The sequence below is a fragment of the Bradyrhizobium sp. SPXBL-02 genome (genome assembly GCF_051853065.1).
Lineage (GTDB): Bacteria > Pseudomonadota > Alphaproteobacteria > Rhizobiales > Xanthobacteraceae > Bradyrhizobium.
On sequence record NZ_CP182474.1, the window covers coordinates 5,863,770 to 5,879,624 of the forward strand.

12 protein-coding genes are annotated in these 15,855 nt (G+C 64.6%); 2 read left to right on the forward strand and 10 right to left on the reverse strand.

Annotated features, from left to right (window positions below):
* Positions 1–85: 85 nt before the first annotated feature.
* From ACNJYD_RS27355 to ACNJYD_RS27395, 9 genes are all read right to left on the reverse strand, one after another.
* A complete protein-coding gene (locus ACNJYD_RS27355) occupies positions 86–925 on the reverse strand; it encodes an aldo/keto reductase (protein ID WP_212254791.1) in 840 nt (279 codons plus the stop codon).
* A 19-nt stretch (positions 926–944) separates the two neighbouring features.
* A complete protein-coding gene (locus ACNJYD_RS27360; protein ID WP_212254917.1) occupies positions 945–1,841 on the reverse strand; it encodes an SMP-30/gluconolactonase/LRE family protein in 897 nt (298 codons plus the stop codon).
* A gap of 391 nt (positions 1,842–2,232) precedes the next feature.
* Positions 2,233–4,935, reverse strand: coding sequence for a molybdopterin-dependent oxidoreductase (locus ACNJYD_RS27365; protein ID WP_439363861.1), 2,703 nt, complete (start codon positions 4,933–4,935; stop codon positions 2,233–2,235).
* A 1-nt stretch (position 4,936) separates the two neighbouring features.
* On the reverse strand, positions 4,937–6,154 hold the full coding sequence (locus ACNJYD_RS27370) for an NAD(P)/FAD-dependent oxidoreductase (protein WP_439363862.1): 1,218 nt from the start codon (positions 6,152–6,154) through the stop codon (positions 4,937–4,939).
* Positions 6,155–6,164: 10 nt separating this feature from the next.
* The gene (locus ACNJYD_RS27375) at positions 6,165–6,593 is read right to left on the reverse strand and encodes a globin family protein (protein WP_439363863.1); all 429 of its coding nucleotides are present in this window, start codon (positions 6,591–6,593) and stop codon (positions 6,165–6,167) included.
* A gap of 129 nt (positions 6,594–6,722) precedes the next feature.
* A complete protein-coding gene (locus ACNJYD_RS27380; RefSeq protein WP_439363864.1) occupies positions 6,723–8,114 on the reverse strand; it encodes an MFS transporter in 1,392 nt (463 codons plus the stop codon).
* A 340-nt stretch (positions 8,115–8,454) separates the two neighbouring features.
* The gene (locus ACNJYD_RS27385) at positions 8,455–9,249 is read right to left on the reverse strand and encodes an ABC transporter ATP-binding protein (protein ID WP_212254786.1); all 795 of its coding nucleotides are present in this window, start codon (positions 9,247–9,249) and stop codon (positions 8,455–8,457) included.
* A gap of 11 nt (positions 9,250–9,260) precedes the next feature.
* Complete coding sequence (ntrB, locus tag ACNJYD_RS27390) at positions 9,261–10,157, reverse strand: nitrate ABC transporter permease (RefSeq protein ID WP_212254785.1); 897 nt, start codon at positions 10,155–10,157, stop codon at positions 9,261–9,263.
* Positions 10,158–10,221: 64 nt separating this feature from the next.
* Positions 10,222–11,544 (reverse strand): CmpA/NrtA family ABC transporter substrate-binding protein, encoded by a 1,323-nt coding sequence (locus ACNJYD_RS27395; RefSeq protein ID WP_212254784.1) that lies wholly within the window; start codon positions 11,542–11,544, stop codon positions 10,222–10,224.
* A 681-nt stretch (positions 11,545–12,225) separates the two neighbouring features.
* On the opposite strand from ACNJYD_RS27395, the gene ACNJYD_RS27400 reads away from it, so the two are divergent.
* The gene (locus ACNJYD_RS27400; RefSeq protein ID WP_172783957.1) at positions 12,226–13,065 is read left to right on the forward strand and encodes a formate/nitrite transporter family protein; all 840 of its coding nucleotides are present in this window, start codon (positions 12,226–12,228) and stop codon (positions 13,063–13,065) included.
* Between the two features lie 67 nt (positions 13,066–13,132).
* On the forward strand, positions 13,133–14,860 hold the full coding sequence (locus ACNJYD_RS27405; protein WP_212254783.1) for a bifunctional protein-serine/threonine kinase/phosphatase: 1,728 nt from the start codon (positions 13,133–13,135) through the stop codon (positions 14,858–14,860).
* A gap of 90 nt (positions 14,861–14,950) precedes the next feature.
* On the opposite strand, the gene ACNJYD_RS27410 is transcribed toward ACNJYD_RS27405, so the two are convergent.
* Positions 14,951–15,820, reverse strand: coding sequence for an SDR family oxidoreductase (locus ACNJYD_RS27410; RefSeq protein ID WP_212254782.1), 870 nt, complete (start codon positions 15,818–15,820; stop codon positions 14,951–14,953).
* Between the last annotated feature and the right edge of the window lie 35 nt (positions 15,821–15,855).

A 15,855-nucleotide genomic window follows, 5' to 3' on the forward strand; every position in this document is an offset into this window, starting at 1 on the left:
CGCGTTCACAACTTCCGAAAACAGGATGCCGATATGCGCAGGCCGCCGCGCGCGTCAATGCTCCGTTAATATTGCCCGTTGTGCACTACAGCATGGGCAAGCCGCGCGGCTTCGGTCCGCGCGGAAACGCTGCATCGAGCGCGGCAACCTCGTCTTTCGTCAGCACGAGATCGCCTGCCGCCGCATTTTCGCCGGCATGTTCCGCGGACGAGGCCTTCGGAATCGCGAACACCGTAGTCGCACGGGTCAGGAAGCTCAGCGCGACCTGACGCGGCGTCGCACGATGCGCCTCCGCGATGCGCGCCAGCACGGCGCCGCCCTTGCTGCTGCTCAACGGGAAATCGTCGTGGCCGAACGGCGAGTAGGCGACGACGGCGACATTGTGCCGTTCGCACCACGGGATCACCGCATGCTCGATCGCACGTTCTTTCAGATGATAGAGCACCTGGTTACAGGCGATCCGGCCCTCGCCGGAGACGTCGAGAATCTCGTCGAGATCGTCGGCATCGAAATTGGAGACGCCCCAGGATTTGATCTTGCCTGATTGCACCAGCTCTTCGAACGCAGCGACGGTGTCCTCCAAAGGATAGGAGCCGCGCCAGTGCAAGAGATAACAGTCGAGCCGATCGGTCTTCAGCCGCTTCAGCGAGCGCTCGCAGGCGGTGATGGTGCCGCGGCGCGAGGCATTGCTCGGCAGCACTTTCGAGACGAGGAACACCTCATCGCGCCGGCCTGCGATCGCATCCGCAATGACGAGCTCGGCATCGCCGTACATCTCGGCGGTGTCGATGTGGGTCATGCCGAGATCGAGCCCGCGCTGCAGCGCCGCGATCGCGCGCTTGCGGTCGCCGTGGTCGAGATACCAGGTGCCCTGCCCGATGACGGAAACGTTGGCGCCTGTCCTGCCGAAGGGCTTTGATTTCATGTTTGTTCCTTCAGATGCTCTAGAGCCCGCCGGTATCGGCCACCAGCACACTGGCGGTCGCGGACTCCGTGATATAGAGCCGATCTTTGTTTTCGCCACCGATCGCGACATTGGTGCAGTTTGGTCCCGCGCAGGACTTGATCCGCGCGATCAATTCGCCGTTCGGCGCGAACACGAAGACGTGGCCGAGCGAGGCGTGGCCCACGAACAGGCGGCCCTTCGCATCCATGGTCAAACCGTCAGGGCCGCTGGTGCCGAACAGCGAGCAGAAGCGGCCGACCTTGGACACGCTACCGTCCCTCATGAACGGCAGCCGCCACACCGCGTTGTCGCGCGTCATTGCGACGAACAGCACGGTTTCGGTTGGGTCGAGCACGAGGCCGTTCGGACTGATGCCGGTGTCGAGCAGGCAATCGAGGCGGCCGTTCGATGCCAGCCGATAAACCCGGCCACTCGGATCGTGCAGGCCGGTCTGGCCCTGGTCGGTGAAATAGATATCGCCGTTGGAGGCGAGATGCAGGTCGTTGCAGCCGCGAAACGATTCCGAATTGCGCCCGGTCAGCACCGGCTTGACGCGGCCGGCTTCGACATCGAGCTCCATGATGCCATGCTTATAGTCGGCGACCAGGATGCGTCCGTCGGATGCGATCTTCAGCCCGTTCGGCCATCCCTCATATTCGATCACGAGCGACCAGTCACCGTCGGGCGCAATCCGGAAGATGCGGCCGAACGGAATGTCGACGATGTAGAGATGGCCGTCCCTGTCGAAGGATGGCCCCTCGATGAAACTGTCGGTCGGGATATTCGGCCGGTTGGCATCGGCCCAATCGGTTCGCACGCCCTTGCGGCGAAATTTGTCGGGCATTGCCGAGAACAGCCTGGTCTCGATCAGGCGCGGCGGCGTTTCCAGGTACATCATTGTTGTTATGGGTGCTGGGGAAGAAGCCGCGGCAGCATAGGGCACAATCGAGGGCGCGTCGATTGGCGCGGGCGGCATGGCTGCGTCCACGTCGCTCTCGTGTCCCGGACGAGCTGCAGCGTGAAACGCTGCTGCGCAGAGCCGGGACCCAGAAAAGCCAAACACTCCGCTGTTGGATGGACCCCGGCTCTGCAGCGCACCGTCGCACCGGACGATGCTTCGCATCGCCGGGGAGACGCTGCGCTGCGTCCGGGGCACGAGATCGCAGCGTTAGCACACACCTGTGTCCAAGCCGTCATTGCGAGCGCAGCGAAGCAATCCAGACTATCTTCGCGGAAAGACTCTGGATTGCTTCGCTGCGCTCGCAATGACGACGGAGAGAGCCAGCCTATCCCGCCGCGCTTGCGACCTTCGCCTGCTGTGCAGGCACCTCCGTCGTCGCGATCAATCGTTTCAGCTCGGGGATGCAGGAGCCGCAATTGGTGCCGGCCTTGAGCTTGGCACCGATTTCGGCGGCGGTGCGCGCGCCGCTCGCGATGCTGTCGCAGATGGTGCCGCGGCCGACGCCGAAGCAGGCGCAGACGATGGGACCGGTCGAGGCCGCGCCTTCGCCGGACTTGCCCGACAGCAGCATGCGGCGCTGCTCGTCAGTGACCTGATCGGCCACGAACAGGCTCTTCACCACCTCCCAGTCGCCGGCATCGTGCGCCGGGCCGACGAACAGGCAGGTCTCGATGCGATCGCCAGCGAACGAAGCCGCGCGAAAAACCCCGCCGCCGAAATCGCGATATTCGGCAACGTCCTCGCCGGCGACGCTCTCGAGCCAGGCCGGCCAGCGAGCAAGATCCGCATTGTCGGCGAAAAGATAGCCGAAGCCGCCGCTGACGGTGACGCGCGTCCACAACAGGTTTTGCGGCAGATCGAGCGGCTTGCGCGACAATGCGAAACCGCGGAAGACGAATTCGTAAGGCGCGATCGCGGCCGGCGTCGCCTTGGCTTCCGGCTGTCCCGAGAACGGATCGGTGAACGGTGCTACCATCGCCCCGACGCGGCCGTGCGAGGCGTTCATCGCGCTCCAGTGGATCGGCACGAACAGGGTGCCGCGCTGCTGCCGCTCACTGACGACGACCTTCAGGATGCACTGGCCGTAATCGGTGGTGATGCGGGCATAGCCGTCATGGGCGATGCCATATTTGCCGGCGTCGTCGGGATGGATCTCGACGAACGGCTCGGGCAGATGCGCGCCCAGCCGCTGGCTCAGGCCGGTGCGCGTCATGGTGTGCCACTGGTCGCGGATGCGCCCGGTGTTGAGCCTTAAGGGACGCGACGGGCCGGTCTCGCCGCGCAGCACCGGCACCTCCGGCGCAATGAAGCGGCCCTTGCCGTCATTGGTGAAGAAGCCGCCTTGCGCGAAGAAGCGCTCGCCGGGCATCCCGCCTTCGCGCACCGGCCATTGCACCGGCTTCAAACCATCGAAGGCTTCGTCCGACAGCGTGGTCAGCGCGCCGATGTCGAAATCGCGGCTGCCATTGTTCTCGAAGGCCGAGAGCGCGGCGTGCTCGCGGAAGATGTCGGCGGCCGATTTGTAATTGAAGCTGTCGCCGAAGCCGAGGCGCTTTGCGGTCTCGCTCAGGATCCACCAATCGGGACGCGCTTCGCCCGGCGCCGGCAGGAACGCGCGCTGGCGCGAGATGCGCCGCTCGGAATTGGTCACCGTGCCCGACTTCTCGCCCCAGGCCAGCGCCGGCAGCAGCACGTGCGGGCCGGCCTCGACCGTGTCGTTGGAGAGCACGTTCTCGGAGACGACGAACAGCTCGAGCTTCTTCAGGGCATCGCGCACCATGTCGGCATCGGGCAACGATACCGCGGGGTTGGTGCCCATCACCCAGAGCGCCTTGACCTCGCCGCGGTTGATGGCCTCGAACAGCTGCACCGCCTTCAGGCCTTCATGGGTCGCGATGCGCGGCGCCTTCCAGAACCGCCTGACGCGGTCGATGTCGGGCGGCGTGAAGCCCATATGGGCGGCGAGCATGTTGGCGAGGCCGCCGACCTCGCGGCCGCCCATCGCGTTGGGCTGGCCGGTCAGCGAGAACGGCGAGGCGCCCGGCTTGCCGATGCGGCCCGTGGCAAGATGGCAGTTCAGGATGGCGTTGACCTTGTCGGTGCCCTGCGCCGACTGGTTGACGCCTTGCGAATAGAGCGTGACGACCTTCTCGGTGTCGCGGAACATCTTGAAGAAGGCGGCGACGTCCGGCTCTGAAAGCCCCGTGGCGAGCGCGGTCGCGGTGACGCTGCCGGCGATGTTGCGCGCGCGCGACAGCGCATCGTCGAAGCCAGACGTGTTCTGCGCGATATAATCCTGGTCCAGCACGCCATTGTCGGCGAGATGCACGAACAGGCCGGAGAACAGCGCGGTGTCGGTGCCGGGCCTGAGGCCGAGGAACAGATCGACGTCACTGGCGGTGTCGGTGCGGCGCGGATCGATCACGATCATGCGGGCGCCGCGCTCCTGCCTGTTCTTCAGCATGCGCTGGAACAGCACCGGGTGGCACCAGGCTGCGTTCGAGCCGACGAAGACGAGCAGATCGGCCTGGTCGAGATCCTCGTAGCAGCCGGGCACGGTGTCGGCGCCGAAGGCACGGCGATGGCCTGCGACCGAGGACGACATGCAGAGCCGCGAATTGGTGTCGACGTTGGCGGTGCCGACAAACCCCTTCATCAGCTTGTTGGCGACGTAATAGTCTTCGGTCAGCAGCTGGCCGGAGAGATAGAACGCGACCGCGTCCGCGCCGTCGCGCGCCACGATATGCTGCATGCGATGGGCGACATGATCGAGCGCATCGCTCCAGGCAACGCGCTCCAGCACGCCCTTGCAGCGGATCATGGGATAGAGCAGCCGCCCTTCCAGCCCGACGGTCTCGCCGAGCGCGGAGCCCTTCGAGCACAGCCGGCCGAAATTGGCGGGATGATCAGGATCGCCCGCGATCGCCGCGCCACCCCTCCCGTCGGGCGTTGCCAGCACGCCGCAACCGACGCCGCAATAAGGACAGGTCGTCTTGGTGGTGCGGAGGTTCGGATCGATCGCCGTCATATCACGCCGCTTTCGAAGGCTGCGCCAGTGCGCGGCCGAACATCATGTCGGTGCGGATCGCCGCGACCTTGTCGCGGTTGCGGATCAGCTCGAGGTACCACAGCGCATCAATTGTATCGCCGATCAGCACCGCCCCGGTCAGCCGGCCGTCGGCGATCACGAGCTTCTTGTAGGTGCCGCGCCTGCGGTCCGACAGAACGAGGCTCTCGCTGCCCTCCCCGCCCATGAAGTCGCCGGCGGAGAACACGCTGACGCCGGAGACCTTCAGATTGGTCGAGACCACGCTGCCCTGATAGGCGGCGGGCCGGCCGGCCAGGTGGCGCGCCAGCACGCGCGCCTGCTCATAGGCCGGCTCGACCAGGCCATAGCAGATGCCGCGATGCTCGGCGCATTCGCCGAGCGCAAAGATGTCGGACGAGGAGGTCTGCATCACGTCGTTGACGGCCACGCCGCGGTTGACCGCAATCCCCGCCTCTTTCGCCAGCGAGACGTTCGGCTTGATGCCGGCGGCGAAGATCACCGCATCGGCCTCGATGCGGCTGCCGTCGGCGAGCTCGACGGCCTCGACATGACCGTCGCCGTGGATGCAGGTCGTCGCGGCATTGAGCATGACGCGGATGCCCTTGCGCTCGACCAGCGTCTTGAGCAGGTCGGCCGCGGGCCCGTCGAGCTGACGCTCCATCAGCCGGTCCATCAGGTGCAGCAGCGTCACGGGCGCGCCGGCCTTGGCAAGACCGTACGCCGCTTCGAGCCCGAGCAAGCCGCCGCCGACAACGACGACGCGCTTCTTCGCCGCGGCCAGCGTCAGCAGCAGGTCGACGTCGCGGGTGTCGCGAAACGTGTGCACGCCGGCAAGATCGGCGCCCGGCACATTGAGCCGCAGCGGCGTCGATCCCGTGGCGAGCACGAGCTTGGAATATTCCATGCTCTCTTCGCCCGCGATCTTGAGCTCGCGGCGGCCGACATCGATCTCGGTGACGCGATAGCCGTAGCGCACCGTGACGCCGCGGTTTCGCCACCAATCGGCCGGCCGCAGCTCGATCTCGTGCGAGCCGGTCTCGCCGGCCAGCACGGAGGACAGCAGCACGCGATTGTAAGCGAGCCGCGGCTCTTCGCCGATCACGGCGACCGCATAGCGGCCGAGCGCGGTCTTGGCGAGCTCGTCGACCAGACGCGCGGCCGCCATACCGTTACCGACGATGACCAGCGGTTCACTCACAACGCATCTCCTATTCGGCGGCCTGCGCCTGCGCGCCGTAGGCCTCGGAAATCATGTAGCCGGACAGCACGCCGTAGGCGTCGGTCCAGGCTGCGGCGAGCTCGGGCGTCCAGGCCTCGCCAAGGCCCTTCTCGAGGGTCCACAGCAAGGTCGCGCCGACCACGGGGTAGTGCTCGGCCTTGGCGCCATAATCGACGTGACGCTTGGCGAGCGCGGAAGCCGCGGGAAGAATCGACTCCAGGTTCGACAGGCCGCCGACCACGGCGGCGAGCATGCCCATCAGCTTCTTGCGCTGTTCGGTCATGTCCTCGGGAAACATCGCGCGCACGGACGGCGCCACCTCGAACAGGCGGTCGTAGAACAGCACCGCGGCGGCTTCCGAAATCGAGGCGACCTTGGCGAAGCTCTGCTGAATGAGGGTAATCTGCTCGGGCGTCATAATGTTCTCCTGTCTGTTTCGGTCTGCCTTCGTCCGCGCCATTGCGGAAAAAGTTCATGGATCAAACGTCATCAGAGAGACTTCTCCCCGCGTACGGGGAGAAGCGACATTCGTGCCAGTTTGTTGTGCTCACACACGCGCCTCGGCGAGGCTTGGGGCGCCTTCACCCTGCGGGCTGCGACGCAGGTAGAACCACCAGGTCAGAGCGAGGCAGGAGCCGTAGAAGCCGAGATAGATCGCGAGCGCGAGCTGCGGCCCGCCGGTCATGGCGATCGACTTGCCGAAGCCACTCGGGATCAGATAGCCGCCGACGGCGCCGACCGCACCGATGAAGCCGACGGCCGCGCCGCTCTCGATGCTCGCGGTCTTCAGGGCAGCGCTGCGTGCCGCATCGCCCTTACCGCGCACCTTGAACAGGTTCTCCTCGCGGAAGATCGAGGGGATCATGCGGTAGGTCGAGCCGTTGCCGATGCCCGTCGTCACGAACAGGATCAGGAACATCGACAGGAAGCCGGCGAAGTCCTTGTGCCCGACGAAGTAGAGCGCGCCGACCGTGGCGCCCGCCATCAGGATGAAATTCCAGAACGTGATGATGGAGCCGCCGACCCGGTCCGCGAGCCAGCCGCCGAGCGGACGCGACAGCGAGCCGACCAGCGGGCCGAGGAAGGCGATCGAGATCGTCACGGTGGGGAATTGCGTCTTGAGCAGCAGCGGAAACGCCGCCGAATAGCCGATGAAGGACCCGAACGTGCCCATATAGAGATACGCCATGATCCAGGTGTGCTTGCGCTTGACGATCGCGAGCTGGTTCTTCACCGATGATTTCGCCGTGGTCAGGTTGTTCATGAAGAACACTGCGCCGAACACCGCGATGCCGATCGGCAGCACCCACATCAGGCCGGCATTCTGCAGGAAGATGCCGTCAACGGGCGTTGCCTGGAACAGGTTGAAGACGGCGAGCGTCATCAGGATCGGGGTCAGGAGCTGCACGCTGGAGACGCCGATATTGCCGCCGGCCGCGTTGAGGCCGAGCGCCCATCCCTTCATCCGGTCAGGAAAGAAGAAGGAGATGTTGGTCATGCTGGAGGCGAAATTGCCGCCGCCGAGACCCGCGGTCGATGCGACCAGCAGCATGAGCCAGAACGGCGTATCGGGCTGGCTGACGAAGTAGGCAAGCGACAAGGTCGGGATGAACAGGATCGCCGCGCTGAAGATGGTCCAGTTGCGGCCGCCGAACGTCGTCACCGCGAAAGTGTAGGGAAAGCGCATGAAGGCGCCGATCAGGCCCGGCACGGCAACAAGCTGGAACAGCTGGTCGGTCGTGTAGTGGAAGCCGGCCTGCGGCAGCTTGGTGGTGACGATGCTCCAGATCAGCCAGACCGAGAAGCCGATATGTTCGGCCACGATGGACCAGATCAGGTTGCGCCGCGCGATCGACTTGCCGGTCGCGTTCCAGAACGCCTCGTCCTCGGGGCGCCAATCTGAAATCCAGCTGGAGTTCAGGGTCGGATTCTTCGTCATTGAGTATCCCTTCCAGGCTCACCGCTGCGTCGTTGCAGGCTCTGCCTCCGGTCACGGAGGCGCGCTCCGAGGCTTCACCCCCGGTGGCGAGTTCACGATGCTGATTGATGATGTTGAGGGACGTCGTCGTTGGCGTCGCGCAAAGACGCTTCAATTTCCGTGCCAGTTGCGCGCACGCAGGAAACACAGGGATTTCAGGACGTTATTCGTATTGCCCGAATTGTTTGCAGGGCGTTTCCGCACGCTAAATTTGCGATTCGCTCAATCCCTGTGCGACGCACAGGGATTGAGCTTGATGTCGATTAATTGGGCGCGGGCATATCTCGCGTGAACCCGTGATTTACGCGGCCTCGACGAAGCGATGACGCTCGTAGAGGAATTCGAGCACGCGCTGGCGGCACTTCAGATAGGTGGCGTTGGTCGCGAGGTCGAGCCGCTTGCGCGGCCGCGCCAGCGGCACCTCCAGCACCTCGCCGATGCGCGCGCTCGGTCCGTTGGTCATCATCACGATGCGGTCGGACAGGAGCACGGCTTCGTCGACGTCGTGGGTGATCATCAGGATGGTGTTGCCGAGCTTCTGATGCAGCGCCATCACCGAGTCCTGCAGGTGAGCACGGGTCAGCGCGTCGAGCGCGCCGAATGGCTCGTCCAGCAGCAGCACCTTCGGCTCCATGGCCAGCGCCCGCGCGATGCCGACGCGCTGCTTCATGCCGCCCGAGATTTCCGAAGGACGCTTGTCCCTGGCATGGGCCATCTGCACGAGGTTGAGATTGTGCATCACCCAGGCGTCGCGCTCGGCACGGGACTTGGTCTTGGCGAAGACCTTGTCGACGCCGAGCCTGACGTTCTCGTAAACGGTCAGCCACGGCAGCAGGCTGTGGTTCTGGAACACCACGGCGCGATCGGGCCCCGGCGAGTTCACCTCGCGGTTTTCCAGCAGCACGCCACCCGTAGTGGCGCCGGTCAGCCCCGCGATGATGTTGAGCAGGGTCGACTTGCCGCAGCCGGAATGGCCGATGATCGAGACGTATTCGCCCTTCTCGATCGTCAGGTTGATGTCCTTCAGCACCTCCGTGGCGGCGGCGCCGCGGGTGAAGACCTTGTCGATGTGGTCGAGCTTCAGATAGGCGGTCATGTCCCCTCTCCTCAGTTCTGCGCAGTGCCGCGGGTGACGACCTTGCCGAGGCCCGCGATCAGGCGGTCCAGCACGAAGCCGACGATGCCGACATAGAACAGCGCCAGGACGATCTCGCTGATATGCGAGGAGTTCCAGGCGTCCCAGATGAAGAAGCCGATGCCGACGCCGCCGATCAGCATTTCGGCGGCGACGATCGCGAGCCAGGACAGGCCGATGCCGATGCGCAGGCCCGTGAAGATATAGGGCGCCGCCGCCGGGATCATGATCTTGGAGAAGAACTCGAGCGGATTGAGCTGCACCACCGCGGCGACGTTGCGATAGTCCTGCGGGATGTTGCGGATGCCGACCGCGGTGTTGATGATGATCGGCCAGATCGAGGTGATGAAGATGACGAAGATCGCGCTAGGCTGGCCGTCGCGGAAGGCCGCGAGCGAGAGCGGCAGCCAAGCCAGCGGCGGAATGGTGCGCAGCACCTGGAACAGCGGATCGAGCCCGCGCATGGCCCAGACCGACTGCCCGACCAGCACGCCGAGCCCGATGCCGGCGATCGCCGAGAGCGAGTAGCCGAAGGCGACGCGCTGGAGGCTGGCGGAGAGATGCCAGAACAGCCCCTTGTCGATGCCGCCATGGTCGAAGAACGGATCGAAGATCAGCTCCTTGGTGTCCTTGAAGACTCTCGACGGCGGCGGCAATGCCGAGCCGGCCCTCCGGCAGACCAGCTCCCACACCAGCGTCAGCAGCGCGATCACGACCAGCGGCGGGATCACGCGCACGGCCGTCTCACGTGCGATGCGAGCGTAAACTTCGGCGCGCGGGGGACGCTTCGGCGTCAGCGCGACGACGGGCGCAATCGTTGCGGCAGGCGTCGCGGTCTCAACCTCGATCTTCGTGGCAGTCATGTTCATCGCTATCTCTCTCCGGCGTGGCAAGGACGATGCGGCCGCCCCTGAAGGCGGCCGCAGGGCTCCATCAGACTTCGACGCGCTTGATCGCGAGCGACTTCAGATAGGCGGCCGGATTTTCCGGATCGAACACCTTGCCGTCGAAGAAGGTCTCCTTGCCGCGCGAGGTGGAGGCCGGAATGTCGGCGGCGGCGACGCCAAGGGTCTTGGCCGCGTCCTTCCAGAGGTCCTCGCGGTTGACCTTGGCGATCAGCGCCTTGCTGTCGAAACCAGCCTCGTATTTGCCCCAGCGGATGTCCTCGGTCATGAACCAGAGATCGTGGCTCTGGAACGGATAGGAGGCATGGTCGCGCCAGTACTTCATGATGTGCGGCGAGTTCTCGACCACCTTGCCGGGGATGCCGTAGTCGAACTTGCCCTTGGCGCGGTCGGCGATGTCCTCGACCGGGCAGTTGATCCACTGGCGCTTCGCCATGATGGTGGCGAGCTCTTCCTTGTTCTCCATCTTGTCGGCCCATTGCTGGGCCTCCATGACGGCCATCAGGATCGCCTTTGCGGCCTTCGGGTTCTTGTCGACCCAGGCCGCGCGCATGCCGAACGACTTTTCGGGATGCTTGCTCCAGATCTCGCCGGTGTTGACGGCGGTATAGCCGATGCCCTGGTGGACGAGCTGACCGGGCCAGGGCTCGCCGACGCAGAAGGCGTCCATGGTGCCGACCTTCATGTTCGCCACCATCTGGGGCGGCGGCACCGTGATGGTCTCGACGTCCTTGTCGGGGTCGATGCCGCCGGCTGCAAGCCAGTAGCGGATCCAGAGGTCATGCGTGCCGCCCGGGAAGGTCATCGCGACCTTGGCCGACTTGCCTTCGGCCTTCTTCTTCTCGAACGCGGCCTTGAGCACCGAGGCATCCGCGCCGACCTTGAGGCCGGCATATTCCTTGGCGACCGAGATGCACTGGGCATCGAGATTGAGCCGCGCCAGGATGTACATCGGCGTCGGCTGGTTGTTCTGCGTCACCTTGCCGGCCGAGATCAGATACGGCATCGGGGTGAGGATATGCGCCCCGTCGATGCCGTTGCCTTCGGAGCCGAGCACGAGGTTGTCGCGCGTGGTGCCCCAGGACGCCTGCTTCTGCACGTCGGTGTCGGGCACGCCGTGCTTGGCGAATAGGCCCTTGTCCTTGGCGACGAACAGCGGGCCGGCATCGGAGAGCGCGATGAAGCCGAGCTTGGCGCCCTTGACCTCGGGGCCTGCGTCCTGCGCGAAGGCGCCGGCGGGAAAATTCAGTTTGGCGGCGGCAAGAAGAGCGGCGGTCGAGCCGGTGGCCTTCAACAATTGCCGGCGGCTGAGGCCGGTCGTTTCCGAGGGCCGGCGGATGCGCTTGGTCATAGGCAGTGTCGTCCTTTGGCGTCGTTGCGGAATGATTTGCGGCTGTGCGCGCGAGCTGCCCGTCCGTCCGGTTGCGCCGTCCTTGGCGCGTGCGAACGCATGACGGGGGACCCCCGTCTGGTGGCGTCAGCAAAATCGGATGAGATGTCTCGCGGGACGGCTTCAATGGCGTCGGGCTGGTCGTATTCAAGCTTCATGCCAAGCTTGCCGTCGCAAAAAGTGATGATTGTTCAAAGCATTACAACGATCGCGCCAAACTGTCGCAGACCGGTTCCGCATGCGAAATTTGCGATTTGCACATTCCTTGTGCGACGCACAAAGCTTGTGCATCAGCTCAATCAAGAGGCCGCGAGGGCGGCAGAACGAGATCAGCCAGAGCGGGATTGCATTGAAATTGCTCTCTATTTCTGGCGCGCTGTAGCGGCACGCAACTTGCTTCGCAATTGCCGTCAACGACGACTGCGGCTTGGCCGCATTGATGCAGCCTCTGGCGGCTGCGTCCCGGAAGCTCACCTGCTTCGCGGTCTCCCGGCTTCAGAGTCCTCGTGACGCGATTCCCAAGGCTTCCAGACTTTCCATAGCCCCTCGTGCGCGGCAGGCAGCCCGCACGACCGATGATGTTCAGCCGCGCTCTCGCCTGGGGGCGTGTCGATCTCACTTACGAAGCAAAAGGAACCATTGATGTCGTATCTCGCGCCTTCGGAATTCGTCACCAAGATGGTGGATGCGGGCGAGTCCAAGATCTTCATGTCCACCCGGGATACCATCATCCGCGCCTACATGGCCGGAGCCATCCTGGCCCTCGCGGCTTGGTTCGCCGTCACGATCAACGTCAACACCGGCCAGCCGCTGGTCGGCGCGCTGTTGTTCCCCGTCGGCTTCGTCATGCTCTATCTCCTCGGCTTCGACCTGCTGACGGGCGTGTTCGTGCTCTCGCCGCTCGCGCTGATCGACAAGCGCCCGGGCGTCACGCTCAGTGGCGTGCTACGCAATTGGGGCCTCGTCTTCGTCGGCAATTTCGCCGGCGCCTTCACCGTGGCCTTCATGATGGCCTTCGTCACGACGTTCGGCTTCACGCAAGCCCCCGACAAGGTCGGCGCGGCCATCGGCAATATCGGCGAAGGCCGAACGCTGGGTTATGCCGCGCACGGCGCGGCCGGCATGGCGACGCTGTTCCTGCGCGGCATGCTCTGCAACTGGATGGTCTCGACCGGCGTCGTCGGCGCCATGATCTCGACCTCTGTCCCCGGCAAGGTCATCGCGATGTGGATGCCGATCCTGGTGTTCTTCTACATGGTGTTCGAGCATTCCGTCGTGAACATGTTCCTGTTCCCGTCGGGCCTGCTGCTCGGCGCGAAGTTCTCGATCATGGACTATCTGATCTGGAACGAGATCCCGACCGTGCTCGGCAACCTCGTCGGCGGCCTCGCCTTCACCGGCATGACCCTCTATGCCACCCACGTCATGACCCTGCCGAAGCGCCAGGCGGAGAAGGCTGCAAAGCCCCGCGTCGCGGCCTGATCACACGCACCTCAACACGAGAGCCTCGCCCGTATAGGGTGAGGCTCTCTTTGCCTTGGTGACGACGATGACCCGCGGACTCCTGATTTCGGTCGGCCAGCACTCCGACAAGGGCCGCAAGCCCGTCAACCAGGACTTTCACGGGGTCCTCATTCCGGAGGAGCCGCTGCTCAGCCTGAAGGGCATCGCGGCCGTCCTCGCCGACGGCATCTCCTCGAGCACGGTGAGCCAGATCGCCAGCGAGTCGGCGGTCAAGAGCTTCCTGATGGACTATTACTGCACGTCGGAATCATGGACGGTGAAGACCTCCGCCCGCCGCGTGCTGGAGGCGACCAATTCCTGGCTGCATGCGCAGACGCGCAAGAGCCAATATGCCTATGACCGCGACAAGGGCTATGTCTGCACGCTCAGCGCCATGGTCATCAAGGCGGCGACCGCGCACATCTTCCATGTCGGCGACTGCCGCATCTACCGCCTCGCCGGCAAGGCGCTCGAGCAGCTGACCGACGATCACCGCATCATCGTGTCGTCGGAGCAGACCTATCTCGGCCGCGCGCTCGGTATCAACCCGCAACTCGAGATCGACTACCAGACGGTCGAGATCCAGGCCGGCGACACCTTCCTGCTGGCGACGGACGGTGCCTATGAGTTTGTCGATGCGCGTTTCGTCACGAGTGCCATCAACGAGCACGCAGCCGAGCTCGACGGCGCGGCGAAGGCGATCGTGGAGGAAGCCTATCGGCGCGGCAGCGACGACAACATCACGGTCCAGATTCTGCGGATCGACGCGGTGCCGGAGGAAACCGGCGTTTTCGATCGGACCTCGACGCTGCCACTCCCGCCTCTATTGGAGCCGCGCGCGATGTTCGACGGCTACCGGATCATCCGGGAGATCCATGGCAGCAGCCGCAGCCACATCTATCTCGCCGTCGATGCGGAAACCGAGGAAACGGTCGCGCTCAAGATTCCGTCGATCGACCTGCGCGACAACCAGGCCTATCTGAAACGTTTCCTGATGGAAGAGTGGATCGCGCGGCGGATCGACAGTCCGTACGTGCTCAAGCCGCGATCGCGATCGACGCGGCGCAATTATCTCTACGTCGCGACCGAGTTCGTCGAGGGGCAGACGCTGCGACAATGGATGCTCGACAATCCGCGGCCCGATCTGGAGACGGTGCGCAGGATCATCGAGCAGATCGCCACCGGGCTTCGCGCCTTCCACCGCATGGAGATGCTGCACCAGGACCTCCGGCCCGACAACGTCCTGATCGACAAGACCGGTACCGCCAAGATCATCGACTTCGGATCAGTGAGGGTCGCGGGCGTCGCCGAAGCCGCGCCGAGAGCGGCCGACGCAGAAATTCTCGGCACGGTTCAATATACGGCGCCGGAATATTTCCTTGGGCAGGGCGGCTCGCCCCGGTCCGACATGTTCTCGCTGGCCGCCATCTGCTACCAGATGCTGACCGGGCATCTGCCCTACGGCGCCCAGCTTGCGAAAATCCGCGGACGATCGGACGCGTGGAAATTGCGATATCGCCCCGCGATCGATGCCGAGCGCGGCATCCCGGGCTGGATCGACGGCGCACTCAGGAAAGCGCTGCATCCCGATCCCTACAAGCGCCACGAGGACATGTCCGAGTTCGTCTTCGAGCTCAGAAATCCCAATCCGGCCTATCTGAACACGCGCATCACGCCCCTCCTCGAGCGCAATCCGCTGATGTTCTGGAAGCTGACCTCGGCCGCGCTCGCCTGCGCTGTCGTCGTGCTGCTGGCGCTGCTGCACGCGCGCTGAGGCGTGGAGAGATCCGCGAACGTGCGAGCTGCGTCGTAATCGAATAGATCATGATGGAATTCCTTGACGTGATCGGGGAATGCCGCCGCCTCAGGCGGAGGCCGTGATCTCGGAGACAAAGTCCTGGTAGGAGCGCAGTGGGCGACCCAGCATCTCGGTCAGACGCTCGACGTCGCCGGCATCGGGTATCATCCCCTCCGTGAGAAAGCGCTCGCTCATCAGGCGCATGTCGAAGGCCATCCAGCTCGGCATGAACTGCCTCAGATTCTTTTCGAAGCCAGCAGTGTCGTCGCCCGGGTAGACGATCGTGCGGCCCAGCGCCTCGGACCAGATGGCGGCAGCCTTCGCGCCGGTCAACTGATCGCGACCGACGAGATTGAAGCGTGCGAGCGGAAGCGGCGTTGCAGCTCGCTCGCGCCGAATGAGCTCGATCGCGGCGATCTCGCCGATGTCGCGTGCGTCGATCATCGCGAGGCCCTTGTTGCCGATGGGCATCGGATAGATGCCATAACCGAGCACGACGTCCTTGATCGTGAGATCGTTGTTCATGAAGTAGGCCGGGCGCAGGATGGTGGCGTTGAAGCCCATCTGCTCGATCATGCGCTCGACACCGAACTTGCCGGCAAAGTGCGGCACGTTGACGTAGCGATCGCTGTGGATCACCGACAGGTAGACGACCCGCTCGACGCCGGCCTCCCGCGCGACGTTGAGCGCGACCAGCGCCTGGGTGAATTCATCCGCGACGACTCCGTTGAGCAGAAACAGGGTCGAGACTCCCGTGAAGGCGCCGCGCAGCGCGTCGACGTCGAGGAGGTCGCCCTGCACGAGCGTGACCTCTGCAGGCAGGTTCGCCTTCGCGGGATCGCGGACGAGCGCGCGCAGGTCGGCGCCGCGCTTGACGAGTTGTTCGACGACGTGGCGGCCAACGGTGCCGGTGGCGCCGGTAACGAGAATGGTCATGGGGGTCACTCCGGGTTGGGTTTGAAGACACCCCG